General features: G+C 64.9%; 18 protein-coding genes and 1 riboswitch. Of the genes, 13 read left to right on the top strand and 5 right to left on the bottom strand.

Annotated elements, in window-relative coordinates; all coding sequences use genetic code 11:
- The first annotated feature begins 75 nt into the window (after positions 1–75).
- From HG549_RS09895 to HG549_RS09865, 7 genes are all read left to right on the top strand, one after another.
- Positions 76–420, top strand: a complete 345-nt coding sequence (locus HG549_RS09895; protein ID WP_170029315.1) for a carboxymuconolactone decarboxylase family protein — start codon at positions 76–78, stop codon at positions 418–420.
- 78 nt (positions 421–498) lie between these two features.
- Positions 499–1,068 (top strand): GNAT family N-acetyltransferase, encoded by a 570-nt coding sequence (locus tag HG549_RS09890; RefSeq protein ID WP_170029314.1) that lies wholly within the window; start codon positions 499–501, stop codon positions 1,066–1,068.
- Between the two features lie 197 nt (positions 1,069–1,265).
- Entirely contained in the window at positions 1,266–2,432 is a 1,167-nt protein-coding gene (locus HG549_RS09885) for a DUF1624 domain-containing protein (protein WP_170029313.1), read from the top strand.
- A gap of 28 nt (positions 2,433–2,460) precedes the next feature.
- Positions 2,461–2,657: riboswitch (cobalamin riboswitch) on the top strand.
- Between the two features lie 107 nt (positions 2,658–2,764).
- On the top strand, positions 2,765–3,775 hold the full coding sequence (locus HG549_RS09880; protein WP_170029312.1) for an ABC transporter substrate-binding protein: 1,011 nt from the start codon (positions 2,765–2,767) through the stop codon (positions 3,773–3,775).
- A 2-nt stretch (positions 3,776–3,777) separates the two neighbouring features.
- Positions 3,778–4,791, top strand: a complete 1,014-nt coding sequence (locus HG549_RS09875; RefSeq protein ID WP_170029311.1) for an iron ABC transporter permease — start codon at positions 3,778–3,780, stop codon at positions 4,789–4,791.
- Positions 4,788–5,576, top strand: coding sequence for an ABC transporter ATP-binding protein (locus HG549_RS09870; protein ID WP_170029310.1), 789 nt, complete (start codon positions 4,788–4,790; stop codon positions 5,574–5,576). The genes HG549_RS09875 and HG549_RS09870 overlap by 4 nt, the downstream gene beginning before the upstream one ends.
- A 16-nt stretch (positions 5,577–5,592) precedes the next feature.
- Positions 5,593–6,933, top strand: coding sequence for an OprD family porin (locus HG549_RS09865; RefSeq protein WP_170029309.1), 1,341 nt, complete (start codon positions 5,593–5,595; stop codon positions 6,931–6,933).
- A 47-nt stretch (positions 6,934–6,980) separates the two neighbouring features.
- Here HG549_RS09865 and HG549_RS09860 read toward each other — a convergent pair whose 3' ends face one another.
- Positions 6,981–7,304, bottom strand: a complete 324-nt coding sequence (locus HG549_RS09860; protein WP_170029308.1) for a hypothetical protein — start codon at positions 7,302–7,304, stop codon at positions 6,981–6,983.
- Between the two features lie 219 nt (positions 7,305–7,523).
- Here HG549_RS09860 and HG549_RS09855 point away from each other — a divergent pair, with 219 nt between their 5' ends.
- From HG549_RS09855 to HG549_RS09835, 5 genes are all read left to right on the top strand, one after another.
- Positions 7,524–8,003, top strand: a complete 480-nt coding sequence (locus HG549_RS09855; RefSeq protein WP_170029307.1) for a hypothetical protein — start codon at positions 7,524–7,526, stop codon at positions 8,001–8,003.
- A 79-nt stretch (positions 8,004–8,082) separates the two neighbouring features.
- Complete coding sequence (locus tag HG549_RS09850; protein WP_170029306.1) at positions 8,083–9,654, top strand: sensor domain-containing diguanylate cyclase; 1,572 nt, start codon at positions 8,083–8,085, stop codon at positions 9,652–9,654.
- 91 nt (positions 9,655–9,745) lie between these two features.
- The gene (locus HG549_RS09845; protein ID WP_170029305.1) at positions 9,746–10,156 is read left to right on the top strand and encodes a DUF2946 family protein; all 411 of its coding nucleotides are present in this window, start codon (positions 9,746–9,748) and stop codon (positions 10,154–10,156) included.
- Positions 10,157–10,224: 68 nt separating this feature from the next.
- Positions 10,225–12,375, top strand: a complete 2,151-nt coding sequence (locus HG549_RS09840; RefSeq protein WP_170029304.1) for a TonB-dependent siderophore receptor — start codon at positions 10,225–10,227, stop codon at positions 12,373–12,375.
- Positions 12,376–12,525: 150 nt separating this feature from the next.
- Positions 12,526–13,284, top strand: a complete 759-nt coding sequence (locus HG549_RS09835; RefSeq protein WP_170029303.1) for a hypothetical protein — start codon at positions 12,526–12,528, stop codon at positions 13,282–13,284.
- Between the two features lie 7 nt (positions 13,285–13,291).
- On the opposite strand, the gene HG549_RS09830 is transcribed toward HG549_RS09835, so the two are convergent.
- Genes HG549_RS09830 through HG549_RS09815 form a run of 4 tightly spaced genes read right to left on the bottom strand, consistent with a single transcriptional unit; the run spans position 13,292 to position 16,133 of the window.
- Positions 13,292–14,026 (bottom strand): amino acid ABC transporter ATP-binding protein, encoded by a 735-nt coding sequence (locus HG549_RS09830; protein ID WP_170029302.1) that lies wholly within the window; start codon positions 14,024–14,026, stop codon positions 13,292–13,294.
- Positions 14,013–14,663: an amino acid ABC transporter permease gene (locus tag HG549_RS09825; protein WP_170034128.1), complete on the bottom strand. Its 651-nt coding sequence runs from the start codon at positions 14,661–14,663 to the stop codon at positions 14,013–14,015. The genes HG549_RS09830 and HG549_RS09825 overlap by 14 nt, the downstream gene beginning before the upstream one ends.
- A complete protein-coding gene (locus HG549_RS09820) occupies positions 14,660–15,325 on the bottom strand; it encodes an amino acid ABC transporter permease (RefSeq protein ID WP_170029301.1) in 666 nt (221 codons plus the stop codon). The genes HG549_RS09825 and HG549_RS09820 overlap by 4 nt, the downstream gene beginning before the upstream one ends.
- 22 nt (positions 15,326–15,347) lie before the next feature.
- Positions 15,348–16,133 (bottom strand): transporter substrate-binding domain-containing protein, encoded by a 786-nt coding sequence (locus HG549_RS09815; RefSeq protein ID WP_170029300.1) that lies wholly within the window; start codon positions 16,131–16,133, stop codon positions 15,348–15,350.
- 278 nt (positions 16,134–16,411) lie between these two features.
- On the opposite strand from HG549_RS09815, the gene HG549_RS09810 reads away from it, so the two are divergent.
- Positions 16,412–17,095 carry a FadR/GntR family transcriptional regulator gene (locus HG549_RS09810; RefSeq protein WP_170029299.1) on the top strand — a complete coding sequence of 228 codons (684 nt, stop codon included), beginning with the start codon at positions 16,412–16,414 and terminating at the stop codon, positions 17,093–17,095.
- Position 17,096 lies beyond the last annotated feature (1 nt).

Genomic DNA, 17,096 nt, shown 5'->3' with positions numbered 1-17,096 from the left:
CCAAAGTACAAGTCTCTCTTGCCGCGCTTCGACTAGCCTGAAAGCTCCACTCGCAACCTTACCAAGGTGAAGACAATGAGCATGATGGACTGGGACGCCTACCGTAAGCAGTTGATGGCCGGCATCGGCGATCTCAAGCAACTCTCCCCCGACACCGTTGCCGGCTACATGACCGCCAGCGGCGCCGGCGCCAAGACCAACCACCTGGACGCCAAGACCCGCGAGCTGATTTCCCTCGCCGTGGCCGTGACCACCCGCTGCGACGGCTGCATTGCCGTGCACTCGCAGCAAGCCGTCAAGCACGGTGCCAGCCGCGAGGAAATCGCCGAGGCCCTCGGCGTGGCCGTGGCGATGAATGCCGGTGCTGCACTGGTCTACTCGGCACGGGCCATGGATGCGGTGGGCAAGGCGACCGACTGAGCGCAATCGGCGTCGCCGCCCTTGCGCGACGGCGCCGCGCCCACCAGACTGGGCGGCCCAGCCCTTGCAGGAACCCGCATGATCCATATCCGCCCCATGATGGCCGACGACTTCGAACGTTTCTGGCCTACCTTCCAGGCTGTCGTCCAGGCCCGCGAAACCTACGCATTCGACCCGGCGCTGAGTTTTGAACAGGCGCGCCAGCTGTGGCTGGAAATGCCGTTGCGTACGCTGGTCGCCGAGGACGACGGCGAATTGCTCGGTTCGTACTACCTCAAGCCCAACGCCGCCGGGCCTGGGGCGCATGTGGGCAATTGCGGCTACATGGTCTGCGAACGCGCCCGTGGCCGGGGTGTGGCGCGGTTGATGTGTGAACACTCGCAGAAACTGGCGCGCCAGGAGGGCTTTCTGGCCCTGCAGTTCAACTCGGTGGTCGCCACCAACGAGGTGGCCGTGGCGTTGTGGCACAAGCTCGGCTTCGAAACCGTCGGGCGTCTACCCAAGGCCTATCGCCATGCCAGCCTGGGGCTGGTGGACTGCCTGGTGATGTACAAGTGGCTGGCGGATGAACCGGTGCTGGAGAAACCACCGCTGCTGATCGGGCGCAAGAATATCGAGGCGCGGGTTTCGCGGCGGCGCGGGCGCTAAGCGTTTCTTCCCGAACTGGGCTTTTCGCGGGCACGCCCGCTCCCACAACTATCGCGCGGCTCGCCAGGCCGGCGCTGTAGCTGTGGGAGCGGGCGTGCCCGCGAAGAGGCCAGCACAGGCAAAAAGCGCTACCAACCGGGAATTTTTAGTTATAAGATAACGTTTCATTTGACATTCATTCCTAGCAGCGACCCGCCATGACAAGCGCCAGTGCCACCCCCACCCTGCTCACCCAGCGCCTGCAGAGCATCGATGCCCTGCGCGGCCTGGTGATCCTGTTCATGCTTCTTGACCACGTACGCGAAACCTTTTTCCTGCATCGCCAGGTCAGCGACCCGATGGCCATCGACGCCACCGAGCCCGCGCTGTTCTTCAGCCGCACCCTGGCCCACCTGTGCGCCCCGGTGTTCGTCCTGCTGACCGGCCTGTCGGCCTGGCTGTACGGCGAAAAGCATCAGGGCCGCAGCGACGTCTCGGCATTCCTGTTCAAACGCGGGCTGTTCCTGGTGGTGTTGGAGTTCACCCTGGTCAACTTCGCCTGGACCTTCCAGCTGCCGCCCAGCGTCATCTACCTACAGGTAATCTGGGCCATTGGTATCAGCATGATGGTCTTGTCGCTGCTGGTCTGGCTGCCACGTGGCGTACTGATCGCCCTGGGTGCAACCCTCATCGCCGGCCATAACCTGCTCGACACTGTGCACTTCGAAGTCGGATCGGCGCTGCATGTGCCTTGGGCGATCCTGCATGATCGCGGCTGGCTGGAACTCTCCGACAACCTGCGCCTGCGCACCTCCTACCCGGTTCTGCCGTGGCTCGGCGTGATCGCCCTGGGCTATGGCCTGGGCCCGTGGTTCGCCCGCAACAGTGATGACACTCAGCGCCAGCAACGCTTGCTGCTGGCCGGCCTGGCCGCCTTGCTGGGCTTTGTCGCGCTGCGCCTGTTCAACGGCTACGGCGATGCACCGTGGAGCGTCTACCCCGCCCTTACGCAAACCCTGATGAGCTTCTTCAACATCACCAAGTACCCACCGTCGCTGCTGTTCCTGGCACTGACCCTGGGCTGTGGCCTGCTGTTGCTGCGCGCCTTCGAACGCGCCGGGCAGGCGCGCTGGATCAATGGCCTGGCGGTGTTCGGCGCGGCACCGATGTTTTTCTACTTGTTGCACCTGTATGTGCTGAAGCTGCTGTACCTGGCCAGCGTGGCGCTGTATGGCCGCAATCAAGGTGACTACTTCGGTTTCGACAGCATCACCGCCGTGTGGCTGGGGGCACTGCTGTTGGCGTTTTCGCTGTACCTGCCAGTGCGCTGGTTCGCCCGGCTGAAGGCGCGGCGGCGCGACCTGGCCTGGCTGAAGTACTTGTGAAAAGCGTTTTCAGCCGGCGGCGCGATGGTCTACCATGCCGGCCGCCGGTTTCCATCACGGAATCAATAGGGAATCCCAGGCCCAAGCAAACGGGCCAAACGGAACTGCCCCCGCAACTGTAGGTGCCGAGCCTGCTCCAACGATGCCACTGGGTCTACCCCGGGAAGGCCGGAGCCAGGCCATGACGCACCAGTCAGGAGACCTGCCGGCCTACATTCACCAACCGGCGGGGTGTCCGGGATTGGCCATCTGTGTTGCCCTGCTGCCGCAGGGCTCGGCGATGCCTGTCCGTGTGTTCCTCACCAGAACTGTCCGATAGGAGATCGCCCAGCATGCTGCCCCGTTTTGCCACCCTGCTCGCCGGCCTCGGCCTCACCGGCCTGGCGCAGGCCGCAGCGACCCATTACCCGCTGACGATTGACAACTGCGGCAAGCCGCAGACCTTCGCCCAGGCACCGGAACGCGCCGTCACCATTGGCCAGGCCAGTACCGAGATGCTCTACGCACTGGGGCTGGGCGACAGGCTGGCAGGCACTTCACTGTGGTTCAACAACGTGCTGCCCGAGTACCAGGCACAGGATGCCAAGGTACCGCGCCTGGCCAACAACGAGCCCAGCTTCGAGGCAGTGGTTGGCAAGCGCCCGCAACTGGTCGCGGTGCAGTTCGAATGGATGGTCGGTGCCCAGGGCGCGGTGGCCACCCGCGAACAGTTCGACGAGCTGCAGATCCCCACCTACCTGCTGCCATCGGACTGCGAAGGCAAGGACAACCTGGTCGGCGCCGACGGTACCCGCCTGCAGGCGTTCCAGGTCGACAGTATCTACAAAAGCATCAGCCAGCTGGCCGAGATCTTCGACGTGCAGGCGCGCGGCAGCGCCCTCAACGCCGAGCTCAAGGGCCGCCTGGACAGCGCCAAGGCACAGCTGGCCGGCAAGGACTTGGCCAGCACCTCGGCGCTGTTCTGGTTTTCCAGCGCCGACCTGGGCATCGCGCCCTATGTAGCGGGCCGCCAGGGCGTTGCCGATTTCATGCTGCGCACCCTCGGCGTGCGCAACGTCGTCACGTCCACCGAAGAATGGCCCACCGTCGGCTGGGAAACCCTGGCCAAGGCCAACCCCACCTGGCTGATCATTGCCCGCATGGACCGCCGCCGCTACCCTGCCGACGATTACCAGAAGAAGCTGGCGTTTCTGCGCAGCGACCCGGTAACCCGCAACATGGAAGCGGTGAAGCACAACCGCATCATCGTCCTCGATGCCGATGCCATGCAGGCCGGCATCCGCCTGTTCAGCGGCCTGCAGACCTTGGCGGCCGCCTTCGCCAGCGGCAACCCAGGCCAGTGATCATGCGCTTGTCATTGTCCATCACGGTGGCCCTGGCGGCACTGCTGGTAGCCGTGCTGGCCGGTACCGCCATTGGCGAGAGCAACCTGGCACCTGCTGTGGTCGCCCAGGTTCTGGCCAACCAGCTGTGGCAGGCCGGTTACCCGGTCGACCCGATCGACGCCGGGATCGTCTGGAACTATCGCCTCACCCGCACCCTGGTTGCCGCAGCCTGCGGCGCCGGCCTGGCCACCTGCGGCGTGATCCTCCAGGCGCTGTTGCGCAACCCATTGGCCGAACCGTACCTGCTGGGGTTGTCTGCTGGCGCCTCGACCGGGGCTGTAATGGTCGGCCTGCTGGGCTTCGGCAGCCTGGCGTTGAGCATGTCCGGCGGTGCTTTCATCGGTGCCCTGGCGGCGTTCGCCCTGGTGCTGGTCCTGGCTCGCGCGGCCGGCAGCGGCGCCAACAACGCCCAGGTGATCCTCGCCGGCATCGCCGGTTCGCAACTGTTCAACGCCCTCACCGCCTTGCTCATTACCATGTCGGCCACTGCCGAGCAGGCGCGCGGCATCCTGTTCTGGCTTCTGGGCAACCTCAGTGGCGTACGCTGGCCTTCGGTGTGGCTGGCCGTGCCCGTGGCGGTGTTCGGCTTGCTGGTGTGCCTGTGGCACCGGCGCACGCTGGATGCGTTCACCTTCGGTGCCGACTCGGCGGCATCGCTGGGCATACCGGTGCGGCGTACCCAGTTGCTGCTGATCAGCTGCGCAGCGCTGGTCACCGCGGTCATGGTGTCGATCGTCGGCGCCATCGGCTTCGTCGGGCTGGTGATCCCCCATGCGCTGCGCCTGCTGCTCGGCCCGGGGCACAGCCGCCTGCTGCCCGCCAGCGCGCTGGGTGGCGCATTGTTCCTGATTGCCGCGGACATCCTGTCGCGCACCCTGATCCCTGGCCAGGTCATCCCCGTGGGGGTGGTCACCGCACTGATCGGCGCACCGGTGTTCGCGTTGATCCTGGTCAGCCGTCGGGGGCGCCCATGACCGCCATGACCGCGGTGAACCTCTCGCCGCTGAGTTGCCAGGGGCTGGGCCTGCAGTTGGCTGGCAATGCCGTGTTGCACGAGATAGACCTGCACCTGATCGCCGGCGAGACGCTGGGCATCGTCGGCCCCAACGGCTCCGGCAAGTCCTCATTGCTGAAAGTGCTGGCCGGGCTGCGCAAGCCAGCCAGCGGCAGCGTGCAGTTGCTCGGCGAAGCGCTGGCGCGGTTGCCCCGTCGGCGTATCGCCCAGGCCCTGGCGCTGGTCGAACAGCAGGCCGACACCCTCGATGCGATCAGCGTGTTCGACGCCGTTGCCCTGGGCCGCACCCCCTGGCTGTCGGCATTGGCGCCGTTCTCGCCGGACGACCACGCGATCGTCGAGCAGGCCCTGGCTGACCTCGATGCGCTGCACCTGCGTACGCGCCTGTGGGGTTCGCTGTCCGGTGGCGAGCGCCAGCGCGTGCATATCGCCCGTGCCCTGGCACAGCGGCCACAGGTATTGCTGCTGGACGAGCCGACCAACCACCTGGATATCCAGCACCAGCTGAGCCTGCTGCAACAGGTGCAAGCCTTGCCGGTGACCACTCTGGTGGCGCTGCATGACCTCAACCAGGCGCTCACCTGCGACCGCCTGGCAGTGCTCGACCAGGGCCGCCTGGTTGCCCTCGGCAAGCCAGCCGAGGTGCTGACCGCGGAACGCCTGCTGAGCACCTTCGGCGTGCACGCCCATTACCTCATCGACCCCTTCGACGGTGCACGCATCCTGCGTTTTCGCACCCCCTGAACAGGAAGTTCCACCCATGTCGCGCCCTCTTGCCCTGCTGCTCGCCAGCGCCCTGCTAGCCCCGACCGCGCTGGCCGAATCCGCGCAATCGCAGAGCAACGGCTGGGTTGAGGATGGCAGCTGGAGCCTGCTCAACCGCAGCGTATTCGACCAGCGCGACTACAAGCACGGTGGGCGCAACAGCGCAGCGCGCAATGCCTACAAGCCGCGCAATGAACGTAACGGCAAGGCTGAGGAGTGGGCCTATGGCCTGATGGCGACCTTGCAGTCCGGTTTCACCCAAGGGCTGATCGGCGTCGGGGTCGACGCCCACGCCTACCTGGGCGTGCAGCTTGACAGTGGTGGTGGGCGCGCGGGCAAGGCGCGCCTGCTCGCGGTCGATAACGCCGGGCACCCCAAGAGCGATTACAGCCGTGCCGGCGCAGCACTGAAACTGCGAATGTCCGATACCGTGCTGTCCTACGGCGAGCAAAGGGTCAAGACCCCGGTGTTCAGCGCCTCCGACAGCCGCCTGCTACCCGAGACCGTCAGCGGCCTGTTGCTCACCAGTAGTGAACTCGACAACCTCAAGCTGGTGGCCGGGCATTTCACCGAGGACACCGACCGCAATGCCTCCAGCCACGACCAGGGCTTCGTGGTGAACTACTCCAACGGCCGCCAGGGCAACAGCTTCGACCTGGCTGGCGTGGTGTGGGACCCGGGTGCTGCTTTCCGCGGCAGCCTGTACAGCTCACGCTACCAGGACAGCTGGAACCAGCATTACCTGGGCAGCACCTTCAGCCACGCCCTGGATGAACGCCGCAGCCTCAGCCTGGACCTCAACCTGTACCGCACCACCGACACCGGCAAGGCGCTGTCCGGGCGCATCGACAACACCACCTGGAGCCTGGTCTCGCGCTACGACCAGGGGCCGCACGGTTTCAGCCTGGGCTGGCAGCAGGTGCATGGCGACACGCCATTCGATTACGTGACGCGCGGGGCGATCTACCTGGCCAACGCGGTGCAGATGTCGGACTTCAACGCGCCCAACGAGAAGTCGTGGCAGGCACGTTATGACCTGAACATGGGCGCCTATGGCATGCCGGGTCTGAACCTGACGGCGTTGTATGTGCGCGGTTTCGATATCGATGGCACGCATGTCGACCCGGCGGGCGGTTACGCCTACCTGGGCTATGGCAAGGGTGGCAAACACTGGGAGCGCGACCTGGAAGCGCGCTATGTGGTGCAGAGTGGCAAGGCCAAAGGCACCGCGTTTTCGCTAAGGCACAACCTGCATCGAGGCAATACCGCCCAGGCGGAACTGGACGGGGACCAGATCCGCTTGGCCGTGGAATGGCCGTTGTCGGGTGCGCTCTGATCGACCGCATCAACCGAATCGGGGCTGCCAGGCAGCCCCGGGAGCGCTCAGGCGACCGAACTGCCGACAGGCTGCAAGCCCCACTGCGCCCGCTCCTGCGCATTCATCGCCGCTACCACCTCGGCGAACGTACGCTCAAGCTCGGCACTGACATTGCCAAATGCCTGGTAGTTGGTCAGCAGGTAGCGCTTCACCGTCCTAGGCCAACGCCGCTCCTTGTGCGCTGCATTGATGATGCTCTTGGCGTCGTGGTAAGTCGCACCACGCCACAGGTCCATCAACCGGTTCTCGAAATCACCGAAGGTCCACAGGTCTCTGCGGTCTTCGAACTCGTCCAGCAGTTTGAGTTTGTACAGGGCCAGGTGTGGCATGCCGAGTCTCCCTTGGTGCAGTGAACAATCCGTGCACCCGGAAGGTAAGCAAGGCGGGCAGGTTTGGAAATGAACGCGTGGATCATCAACCCAGGGCCTTTGTAGGCGTTTTCTGAACCGCAACGCAGCAACAACGGCAGACGAAGGCAAAGGATGGGTCGTCGTGGCCCGGCTGACGTCGGTATAATCCCCGCTATCATTGCCCGACCAGGCCACGCCATGCCTCGCTTCCTCACGTTGCTGTTGCCCCTGCTGCTGACTGCCGCCCTCACCGCCTGCGACCAGAAGCCCTCGCGTGAACAACAGATTCTGGCCCAGCTGCCCCTGCAGGATGCCTATACGCACAACATCGAGCGCATGGCCGTGCTGCTCGGCCGCAGGCACCCGCAGCTGTCGCAGGCGGCCATCGAGGATGTGCTACGCAAGCACCTGACCGTCGAAGACCAGCGCCAGGACCTGTTCCGGCTGTACAGCGAAAAGAACTTCAGCGATGCCGAGTTCGCCACCATCGTCGAGGCCACCCATGACCCGGCCAAGGCCCGCGCCCTGGAAGACACCGAAGCCGGCAAGCGCCTGGGCGAGAAGCTCACTGCACTGATGCGCGAAACGGCCCGCGACGTCAACGTCCAGGCTCTGGCCGAGCAGCGCATGCAGCAGGTGGAAGACGAACTCGATGCGCTGGAAAAGGCAGGCTCGTGAATACGGTTTCCCATCGCGTGCATAACGCGTAAGGTTATTCCTATTTCGTAGATGCTTATTCCATTATTCGAGGTCAGGATTGCCAAACAGCAAGCACGGATTGCGCCTGGATCTACGCACCCTCATCCTGGTGCTCTGCGCCCTTACCGCCTTGGTCATGCTGTGCGCCAGCTATTTTGCCAGCTACCGGGTGCAGCGCCAGTTGCTGATCGACCACGCCCTGGAAGCCAACCGGGTGTATGCGACGAAGCTGGCCAGCATTACCGAAACCTTCATCAGCAATGCCCAGCAACAGCTGTCGTTCAGTGCCGGCGTGCAAGCGCGGCAGCTGGGTGACGCCCAGGCGCTGCAGGCTGAAACAGAACGTGTGCTGAGCCAGAGCATGGCCTTCAACTCCACCTTCGTGCTCGATGCCAACGGCGTGCTGCTGGCCATTTCCCCTGCGCCGCTGCGGCATCTGGTCGGTAGCCGCATGCATTCGCCTGGTGTCCAGGAAGCATTGCAGGCGCGTAGCCCACTGGTGTCGACGCCCTACATGTCGGCGGCCAACAACCTGGTGGTGGCCTTGTCGCACCCGATTCTCGACAGCAACGGTCGCTACCTGGGGTACGTGGGGGGTAGCCTGTACCTGCGTGAGCGCAACATCCTCAACAGCCTGCTGGGCGAACATTTCTACAAGGACGGTTCGTACCTGTACGTGGTCGACCGCAACCGTCGCCTGCTCTATCACCCCGATGGCCAACGGGTGGGCAAAGTGGTTGAAGGCAATGCCTTGATCGACCAGCTGGCGACCCTGGGCAATGGCACCCGCCAGCTGACCAACAGCCACGGTGTGGCCATGGTTGCCGGTTTCGCCACCGTGCCCAGCGCCGGCTGGGGGGTGGTGGCGCAGCAGCCACTGGCGCAGACCGTAGCGCCGTTGAACCGGCTGATCCTGAACGTGGTGGGTATCTCGGTACCCTTGGCCCTGGTAGGCAGCCTGCTGCTGTGGTGGCTGGCCATGATCATTGCCCGGCCACTGTGGCAACTGGCCGCCGGCGCGCGCTCGATGGACCGCGCCGGCACCGCCGAGCGCCTGCATCGGGTATCGGCCTGGTACTTCGAGGCAGCGCAGCTCAAACGCGCACTGCTGTTCGGCCTCAACTTGCTGCATGAGCGCATCGGCCGGCTCAACCGTGACGCCCAGACCGACCCGCTGACCGGCCTGGGCAACCGCCGCAGCCTGGAGTTCAGCTTGTCACTGCTGGAGGCCGAAGGGCGGCCGTTTGCCGCCATCGTGCTGGATATCGACCATTTCAAGCGGGTCAATGACAACCATGGCCACGAAGTTGGCGACCAGGTCCTGCGCCGGCTGGCGGAGTTGATGCGCCGCTGCTGCCGGGAAGGTGACCTGCTGTGCCGTACCGGCGGTGAGGAGTTTCTGATGCTGTTGCCCGGGGCCAGCCCGGACGTGGCGGCGGTAGTGGCCGAGCGGCTACGGGTGACGGTGCAGGATACCCCGGTCGAGCCAGTAGGTGCGGTGACGATTTCGCTGGGAGTGGCGCACTGGGAAGGCGAGGCTGGTGGCGAGCCAGGGTATGTGCTGAGTGCCGCCGACCGGGCGCTTTACCGGGCCAAGCAGGAGGGACGCAACCGGGTTGTCATTGCCTGACATCTTGCACTGATCAAGGTTGCAGGACAGCGCTCAGGCATCGCACGCAAAAGCGCTACCCGACCGTTCATCCGGGTGGTAGATTCGCGCCATGAAAACCACCCGCCACATTCGCCTGCTGACTGCCTGGACGCTCTACGCCAGCGTCCTGTTCAGCCTGGCCTTGTGCGGCCTGCACCATGGCCAGATGGGCGGCCTGCGCCTGGCGGGCCTGCAAGGCAGTTTCTGTGCGCTCGACGGCGAGCACGGCATGGCCATCGACCTCGAGGGCACTGGCGGCGACCAGCACATGGCCCAGCTCGACTGCCCGGTGTGCTCCTCGTTCGGCCTGGCCGTGCCGCTCAACAGTGGCGGCTGGTCGTTCACCCCGGCCCAGGCCGTGGCCACTTCGCCCATGGTGATACGCAGCTGGGCGCAACCGCCGCCACGTCACCTGCGCCCAGCCCTCACCCCTCGCGCTCCCCCCGATGTTTTCCCCGCAGCAGCTATTCATTTCGCCTGACCCCAACCGGGCGCGCCTGCCGGCGCGCCCGCGGTCAGCCATGACCTTTGCGTGGAAAACCTGCCAACATGCTTCGCCATACTTCCCTGCTGCTCTTCATGGGCACCTGCAGCCTTGCCTGGGCGGACACCGCCCCCCTGGAACTCAGCGTCACCACCATCGACGGTGACCGCGACGCCGCCAGCGGCGTGCAACTGGACGAGCCGATCCGCACCGGCTCTCGCCTCGGCCTCACCGCCCGGGAAACGCCCGCCTCGGTCAGTGTCTCGGACCGCCGCCTGATCGAAGAACGCGGTGCCCGGGACAGCCAGGAGGTGCTCAACGCCATGACCGGGGTGAACGCCTCGGCCAACCCCGGCTTTGGCGGCTTCGTCGCCTACCGTGGCTTTACCCAGAACCAGGTCACCCAGTTGTACAACGGCATCAACCTCGGCTACAGCAGCGCCACCCGCCCGGTAGATGCCTGGGTGCTCGATCGCGTCGAACTGATCGGCGGGCCGTCGTCGTTCCTGCATGGCGCAGGTGCGGTGGGTGGCTCGATCAACTACCTCACCAAGCTGGCCAGCCGCGACCAGCACACCGTCGACGGGCGGATCCGCTACGGCAGCTTCGACGACAGCGAGATAGCCTTCGGCATCAACCAGGCATTGGCCAGCAACCCCGCCGATGCCCGCCATTTCCTGCGCCTGGACTTCAGCCGCGGGCACGGCAACGGCTACATCGACCGCAATGAACGGCACACCGACAGCCTGGCATTCTCGCTGCTCAGCGACCTCGCGCCCAACCTCACCCACACCCTGGCCCTGGAGTACCAGGAAGATCGCGAAGACAGCCCTTACTGGGGCTCGCCGATCCTGCCCGGGCGCAGCACGATGAAAATCGACAACAGCCGCCGCTTCGAGAACTACAACGTCGGCGATGGTCGCTATGAGCAGCGAGTACACTGGCTGCGTTCGATCCTCGATTACCAGCTCAGCGACAGCACCAGCGTGCAGAACACGCTGTACCACTACAACGCCCAGCGCGACTACCGCAACCTCGAACGCTACCGCTACACCGACGATGGCAAGGTCCGGCGCAGCAGCCCCTACCTGCAACGCCACGACCACAACCTGTTGGGCAACCGCATCGAGCTGCGCCACGACAACCAGCTGTTCGGCCTGACCAGCCAGTGGTCGCTGGGGCTCGAATACTCAACCATGCGCCAGACGCTGTACCCCACCTCAAGCAGCTGGAGCGACGTGGTCGATGCCGAGCACTTCGCCCCCGGCAGCTTCGATGACCTCCCCGGGGTCAACGCCGGCCTGACCAAGCAGCGCCGCCACGAGGTCAGCAACCGCGCCGTGTTTGCCGAAAACCGCCTGCAACTCACCGAGCGCCTGGCCCTGCTGAGCGCATTGCGCTACGACTACCTGGACATGCAGGTGACCAACTACGGCCCGGTAGCGCCAACCTCGCCGGCCTACTTCGAACGGCGCTGGGAGCCGCTGTCAGGGCGTATCGGCCTGACCTACGCACTGACCCCCTCTGCCAGCGTGTATGCGCAGTACAGCACCTCCGCCGACTTGCCGGCCGGTTCGCTGGCGGCAGCGACTTACTCCAACGTTGGCCTGTTCGACCTGTCCAAGGGAGAGCAGTGGGAAGTAGGCAGCAAGTTCGACTTCCTCGACGGGCGCGGCGCGACCACGCTGGCGCTGTACCAGATCGTGCGCAAGGACTTTGCCGTGCGGGATGCCAACGACGCCAACCTTACGGTCCAGGCCGGCCAGCAGACTTCGCGCGGCATCGAGTTGTCCGGGCGCCTGCAGGTCACCCCCAAGTTGCTGGCCGAAGCCAACTACGCCTACGTCGATGCCCAGTACGATGAATTCAACGAGGCGGTCAACGGCGTATCGGTGTCGCGCAAGGGCAATGCACCGGTGAACGTGCCGGCCAGCGTCGCCAACCTGTGGCTGACCTACAGCCTTTCACCAGCATGGTCGGTAGGCGCGGACGGGCGTTACGTGGGCTCGGTGTATGCCGACAATGCCAACAGCCTGAAGGCCCCGGCCTACACCCTGTTCGGCGTATTCGCCCGTTACCGGCTGGATGCAACCACCAGCCTGACCGGACGGGTACGCAACCTGACCGATGAGGTCTATGCCAAGCAGGCTTACAACAGCCAGTACTACATGGGGCCACCACGTACCTTCGAGCTGGCGCTGGACCTGCGTTTCTGATGTACAAGGCGGTGTCGGCCTGGCGCCGATACCGCCGAACAAGACACTTCCTACACACAACCACACAGAATCCCAAACCGTCCTGACGGATAATGCGAGTCTTCATTCACGCGGCAAGACGCTCGCTCATACCTCATCAAGGAAGTCCCTGTGTTCAGAACGCTGTTTCCCGTACTTGTGGCCGCCACACTCATCGCGTTGCCAGGTTGCCAGCACCAGCGCTCCTCCGAGGCGGAAAAACTGGCTCGCCGGGCATTCGTCAGCGACATGCAGCAAGCGTTGAAGCTGGGCATCGCCACCGCTGATACGGGCCCGCAAATCGGCGTGGTCATGCTGAAGGTCGAACTCGACTCATCCTCTGCACCGGTCAGTTGCAAAGCCAGCAGGGCGCCGCTGCGGTACGAAAACCAACTGCCTGCCGAACTGATCCGCACCGACTTCAAGTCACTGGCCAGCGTGGTGGAGGCGCAATGCTGGAACACCATCTATCCCGTGGTGCCCCAGGCGCTGCGCGAGGACAACGGTACTGCGCAAATCCGTGCGCCGCTGTTGGTGGTGCTGCCGGCGTCCGCCCAAGCACCTGGCACTGCACGGCGCCGGAGCAACGCGCAGCGTGAGTTCTTCTGGCAGCAGCTGTTCGGCAACCTGCCGGTCGACAGCATTGGCCGGGCCTCGGTGTATTACCAGGCGAATGCCCAGGGCAAGGTGCAAGGCTGCCTGGTGCAGATCTACCCTCACCCGCTACGGCCGGACGATTTCCGCCTCGATGGCAAACTGCAGGCCCGCCTGAACAGCCGTTGCATGACACTGGACCTGGCCAACCTGCCGGGCTTCAAGGCCGAAGATGATGGCTTGGCCAAGGGCTACAGCGAGATGGAATATGCCCCCTGGAAAGTCGGCGTGCGATGAAACGCAGCTAGGCCGACGCCACTGCCCCGATGAAGTTGGCCAGCTCCGCTGTTTGCGGCGCGGCGAACACCTCACGCGGGTTGCCCATTTCATGCACCTTGCCCTGGTGCATGAACACCAGCTTGTCGCCCACTTCACGGGCGAAGCGCATCTCATGGGTGACCATGATCAGGGTCATGCCTTCGCTGGCCAGTTGGCGCACCACGCCGAGCACTTCATTGACCAGCTCGGGGTCGAGCGCCGAGGTGATCTCGTCGCACAGCAGCACTTTCGGTGACATGGCCAGGGCGCGGGCGATCGCCACGCGCTGTTGCTGGCCACCGGAGAGCCGGTCGGGGTAGGCATCGAACTTCTCCGCCAGCCCCACCCGCGCCAGCATCTGCTCGGCCAGGCGGCGTGCTTCGGCGCGGCTGGCCTTCTTCACCACCTGCGGCGCCAACATCACGTTCTCGCCCACGCTCAGGTGTGGGAACAAGTTGAACTGCTGGAACACCATGCCCACCTTCTGGCGCAAGGCGCGCAGGTCGGCGCGGCTGGCGTCGAGGTATTCCCCGTCCACCTCGATCACCCCGTCGCTGATCGACTCCAGGCCATTGAGGGTACGCAGCAGGGTACTCTTGCCCGAGCCGCTGCGGCCGATGATGGCCACCACCTCACCCTCTTCGATGCTGAGGTCGACGCCCTTGAGCACGTGGTTGTCGCCGTAGTACTTGTGCAAAGCAGACACTCTAAGCAGGGGCATGCAGCCTCCTTTCCAGGTAACGGGCGCTCAGCGAGAGCGGGTAGCAGAGAATGAAATAGCCCAGCGCGACCAGGCCGTAGACCATGAAGGGTTCGAATGTGGCATTGGCCAGCATGCCGCCGGTCTTGGTCAGCTCGGTGAAACCGATGATCGAAGTGACCGCCGTGCCCTTGACCACCTGCACCGAAAAGCCCACGGTCGGCGCCACGGCGATACGCAACGCCTGTGGCAGGATGACGTGGCGCAGCTGCTCCAGCCGGCTCAGCGCCAGGCTGCCGGAGGCTTCCCACTGGCCACGCGGGATCGCTTCGACGCAACCGCGCCAGATTTCGGCGAGAAAGGCACTGGTGAACAGCGTCAGGGCAATGGCCGCAGCCATCCATGCCGACACATCCAGGCCGAACAGGGCGATCCCGAAAAACACCATGAACAGCTGCATCAACAGCGGCGTGCCCTGGAACAGCTCGATATAGCCGCGCGCCAGGCCGCGCCACAGCCGCTGCCCGGACAGCCGCGCGACCAGCACCAGCAAGCCGGCAGCACCACCGCAGAGGAACGCCACCAGCGACAGCAGCAAGGTCCATTGCAGGCCGATCAGCAGGTTGCGCAGAATGTCCCAGAAGGTGAAATCCATCAGCGTCTCCCCATCAACAGGCGCTGCCCCAGCCACGCCAGCAACTGGCGCAGGAGGATGGCCATGAGCAGGTACAGCGCGGTGGTCAGCAAGTAGGTCTCGAACGCGCGGAAGTTGCGCGACTGGATGAAGTTGGCGGCGAATGACAGCTCTTCGGTGGCAATCTGCGAACACACCGCCGAACCCAGCATGACGATCACGATCTGGCTCGACAGCGCCGGCCAGACCTTGGCCAGCGCGGGTTGCAGCACCACGTGGCGGAACGCTTCGAAGCGGCTCATGGCCAATGCTGCGGCCGCTTCCAGCTGGCCCTTGGGAATGGCCTGGATGCCGGCACGGATGATTTCGGTGGAATAGGCGCCCAGGTTGATCACCATGGCCAGCACTGCCGCCTGCCACTCGGTCAGGCGCAGGCCCAGCGCCGGCAGGCCGAAAAAGATGAAAAACAGTTGGACGATGAACGGCGTGTTGCGGATCAGCTCCACATACAGCCCGAACAACGCATCGAAAGGCCGCACGCGCCAGGCACGCACACCGGCGCCCAGCACGCCGATGGCCACCCCCAGCAGGGTGCCAACCGCCGTCAGCTGCAGGGTGAACCCGGCGCCCTTGAGCAACAGGTCGGCCTGGCCCAGCACGGGGGCAAAGTCGAATTCATAGGCCATGTCGACAGGCTCCAGGCAACACTCAGAGGTCCGCCGGCAGCGGCTGCTTCAGCCATTTTTCGGCATTACGGTTCAGGCTGCCGTCCGCCTTGGCGGCGTCCAGCGTGGCGTTGACCTTTTCCAGCAGCGCCGGCTCGTGCTTGGCCAAGCCCACGTAGACCGGCGAGTCCTTGAGCTTGACCTTGACCACCGGCACCTTGGCCGGGTTCTTCTCGGCGATGGCCGCCATCACCACGCTGCCACTGGCGATCAATTCGACCTGGCCGGAGAGGTAGGCGGCGATGGTCGAGTTGTTGTCTTCGAAGCGCTTGATCACCGCGCCCTTGGGCGCCACGGCACTGAGTTCCATGTCCTCGATCGAGCCGCGGGTGACGCTGATGGTCTTGCCGGCGACCGCGTCGATGCCGGCGATGTCCACGTCGGCCGGGCCGAACACTGCCAGGTAGAACGGCGCATAGGGGCGCGAGAAGTCGATTACCGCGGCACGCTCGGGGTTCTTGCCCAGGCTCGAAATCACCAGGTCGACCTTGCCGGTGGTGAGGAACGGGATGCGGTTGGTGCTGTTCACCGGGGTCAGGGCCAGCTTTACGCCCAGTTTGTCGGCCAACAGCTGCGCGGTATCGATGTCCAGGCCACGGGGCTTGAGGTCGGGGCCGACCGAGCCGAACGGTGGGAAGTCCTGCGGTACTGCCACTTTGAGCACGCCACGGGCGCTGATGTCGGCCAGCGCATCGGCCTGGGCGGTTGGCAGTGCCAGGGTGCCGCTGCAGAACAGGCTGGCCAGGAACAGGGTGCGGAATGTCTTCATCGAACGGCCTCGCAGAAATCAACGGAAGGAAGGTGCCGGCTGGGCAGTGCACAGGGCATGCCAGCGAAGGCCGCCACCCCTGCACGAACGTGGAGAAGGGCGGCATTGCACGGTCTTACTGGTCTGAACAGTCAGCCGGCGCCGATGGACGGCCAAACGCCTACGCCCCGCTTTTGTGCAGCCCCGCTGCAGCTTGCGCCAGCGCGGCGCAACACTTGCCAGCACCGGGCAATAGCCGTAAAAAGCCAAGGTCATCGCCTCCGACCGGTCTGAACAGCATGCTCGACACCCTCCCCCGCGCCGTCCCCGAACAGGCCCTGCAAGGCATCCGCAAGTTGATCGATGAAGGTGCCTATCAGCCCGGCGATGCCCTGCCCTCGCAGCGCGACCTGGCCGAGCAGTTGGGGGTCAGCCGGGCGTCGTTGCGCGAGGCCCTGTCATCCCTCAGCGCCCTGGGCCTGGTCAGCGTCCAGCCGGGCAAGGGTGTGTTCGTCCAGGTGCCGGCGCCCGCGGCGTTCGCCTGGCCCTACGCCGAACAGGTGTCGGCCAGCGACACTTTCCAGCTGCGCTATGCCCTGGAAGGGTTTGCCGCCGGTCAGGCGGCACTGGCGCTGACGGCGGACGACATCGACCGCCTTGAGGAAAATGTCGAGGCGATGCGCCAGGAGCTTCGTGCCGGCCGCTTCGAAGCCGCCGCCCAGCTGGACTTCGCTTTCCACCAGTTGCTGCTGCAAGCCTGTGGCAACCACGCCATGCTGCAGGTGATCACCGCCAGCCAGGACATCTTCCTGGAAAGCCAGAAGCTGCCGTTCATTCGCCCGGAGCGGGCCATGGAGACCTGGCAGGAACACCGCAAGATCCTTCGCGCCCTGAGCCGTCGTTCGCAGGCTGCGGCGCACAAGGCAATGCACGAGCACATTCGCAATGCCGCTTCACGCACCGGCGTGGTGTTTGCGGTGTAGC

It is taken from the genome of Pseudomonas sp. SK (genome assembly GCF_012975065.1).
Taxonomy (GTDB): Bacteria; Pseudomonadota; Gammaproteobacteria; order Pseudomonadales; family Pseudomonadaceae; genus Aquipseudomonas; species Aquipseudomonas anuradhapurensis.
Note: the sequence above shows the minus strand (reverse complement) of the source record. Positions and strands in the feature narration are given on the sequence as shown.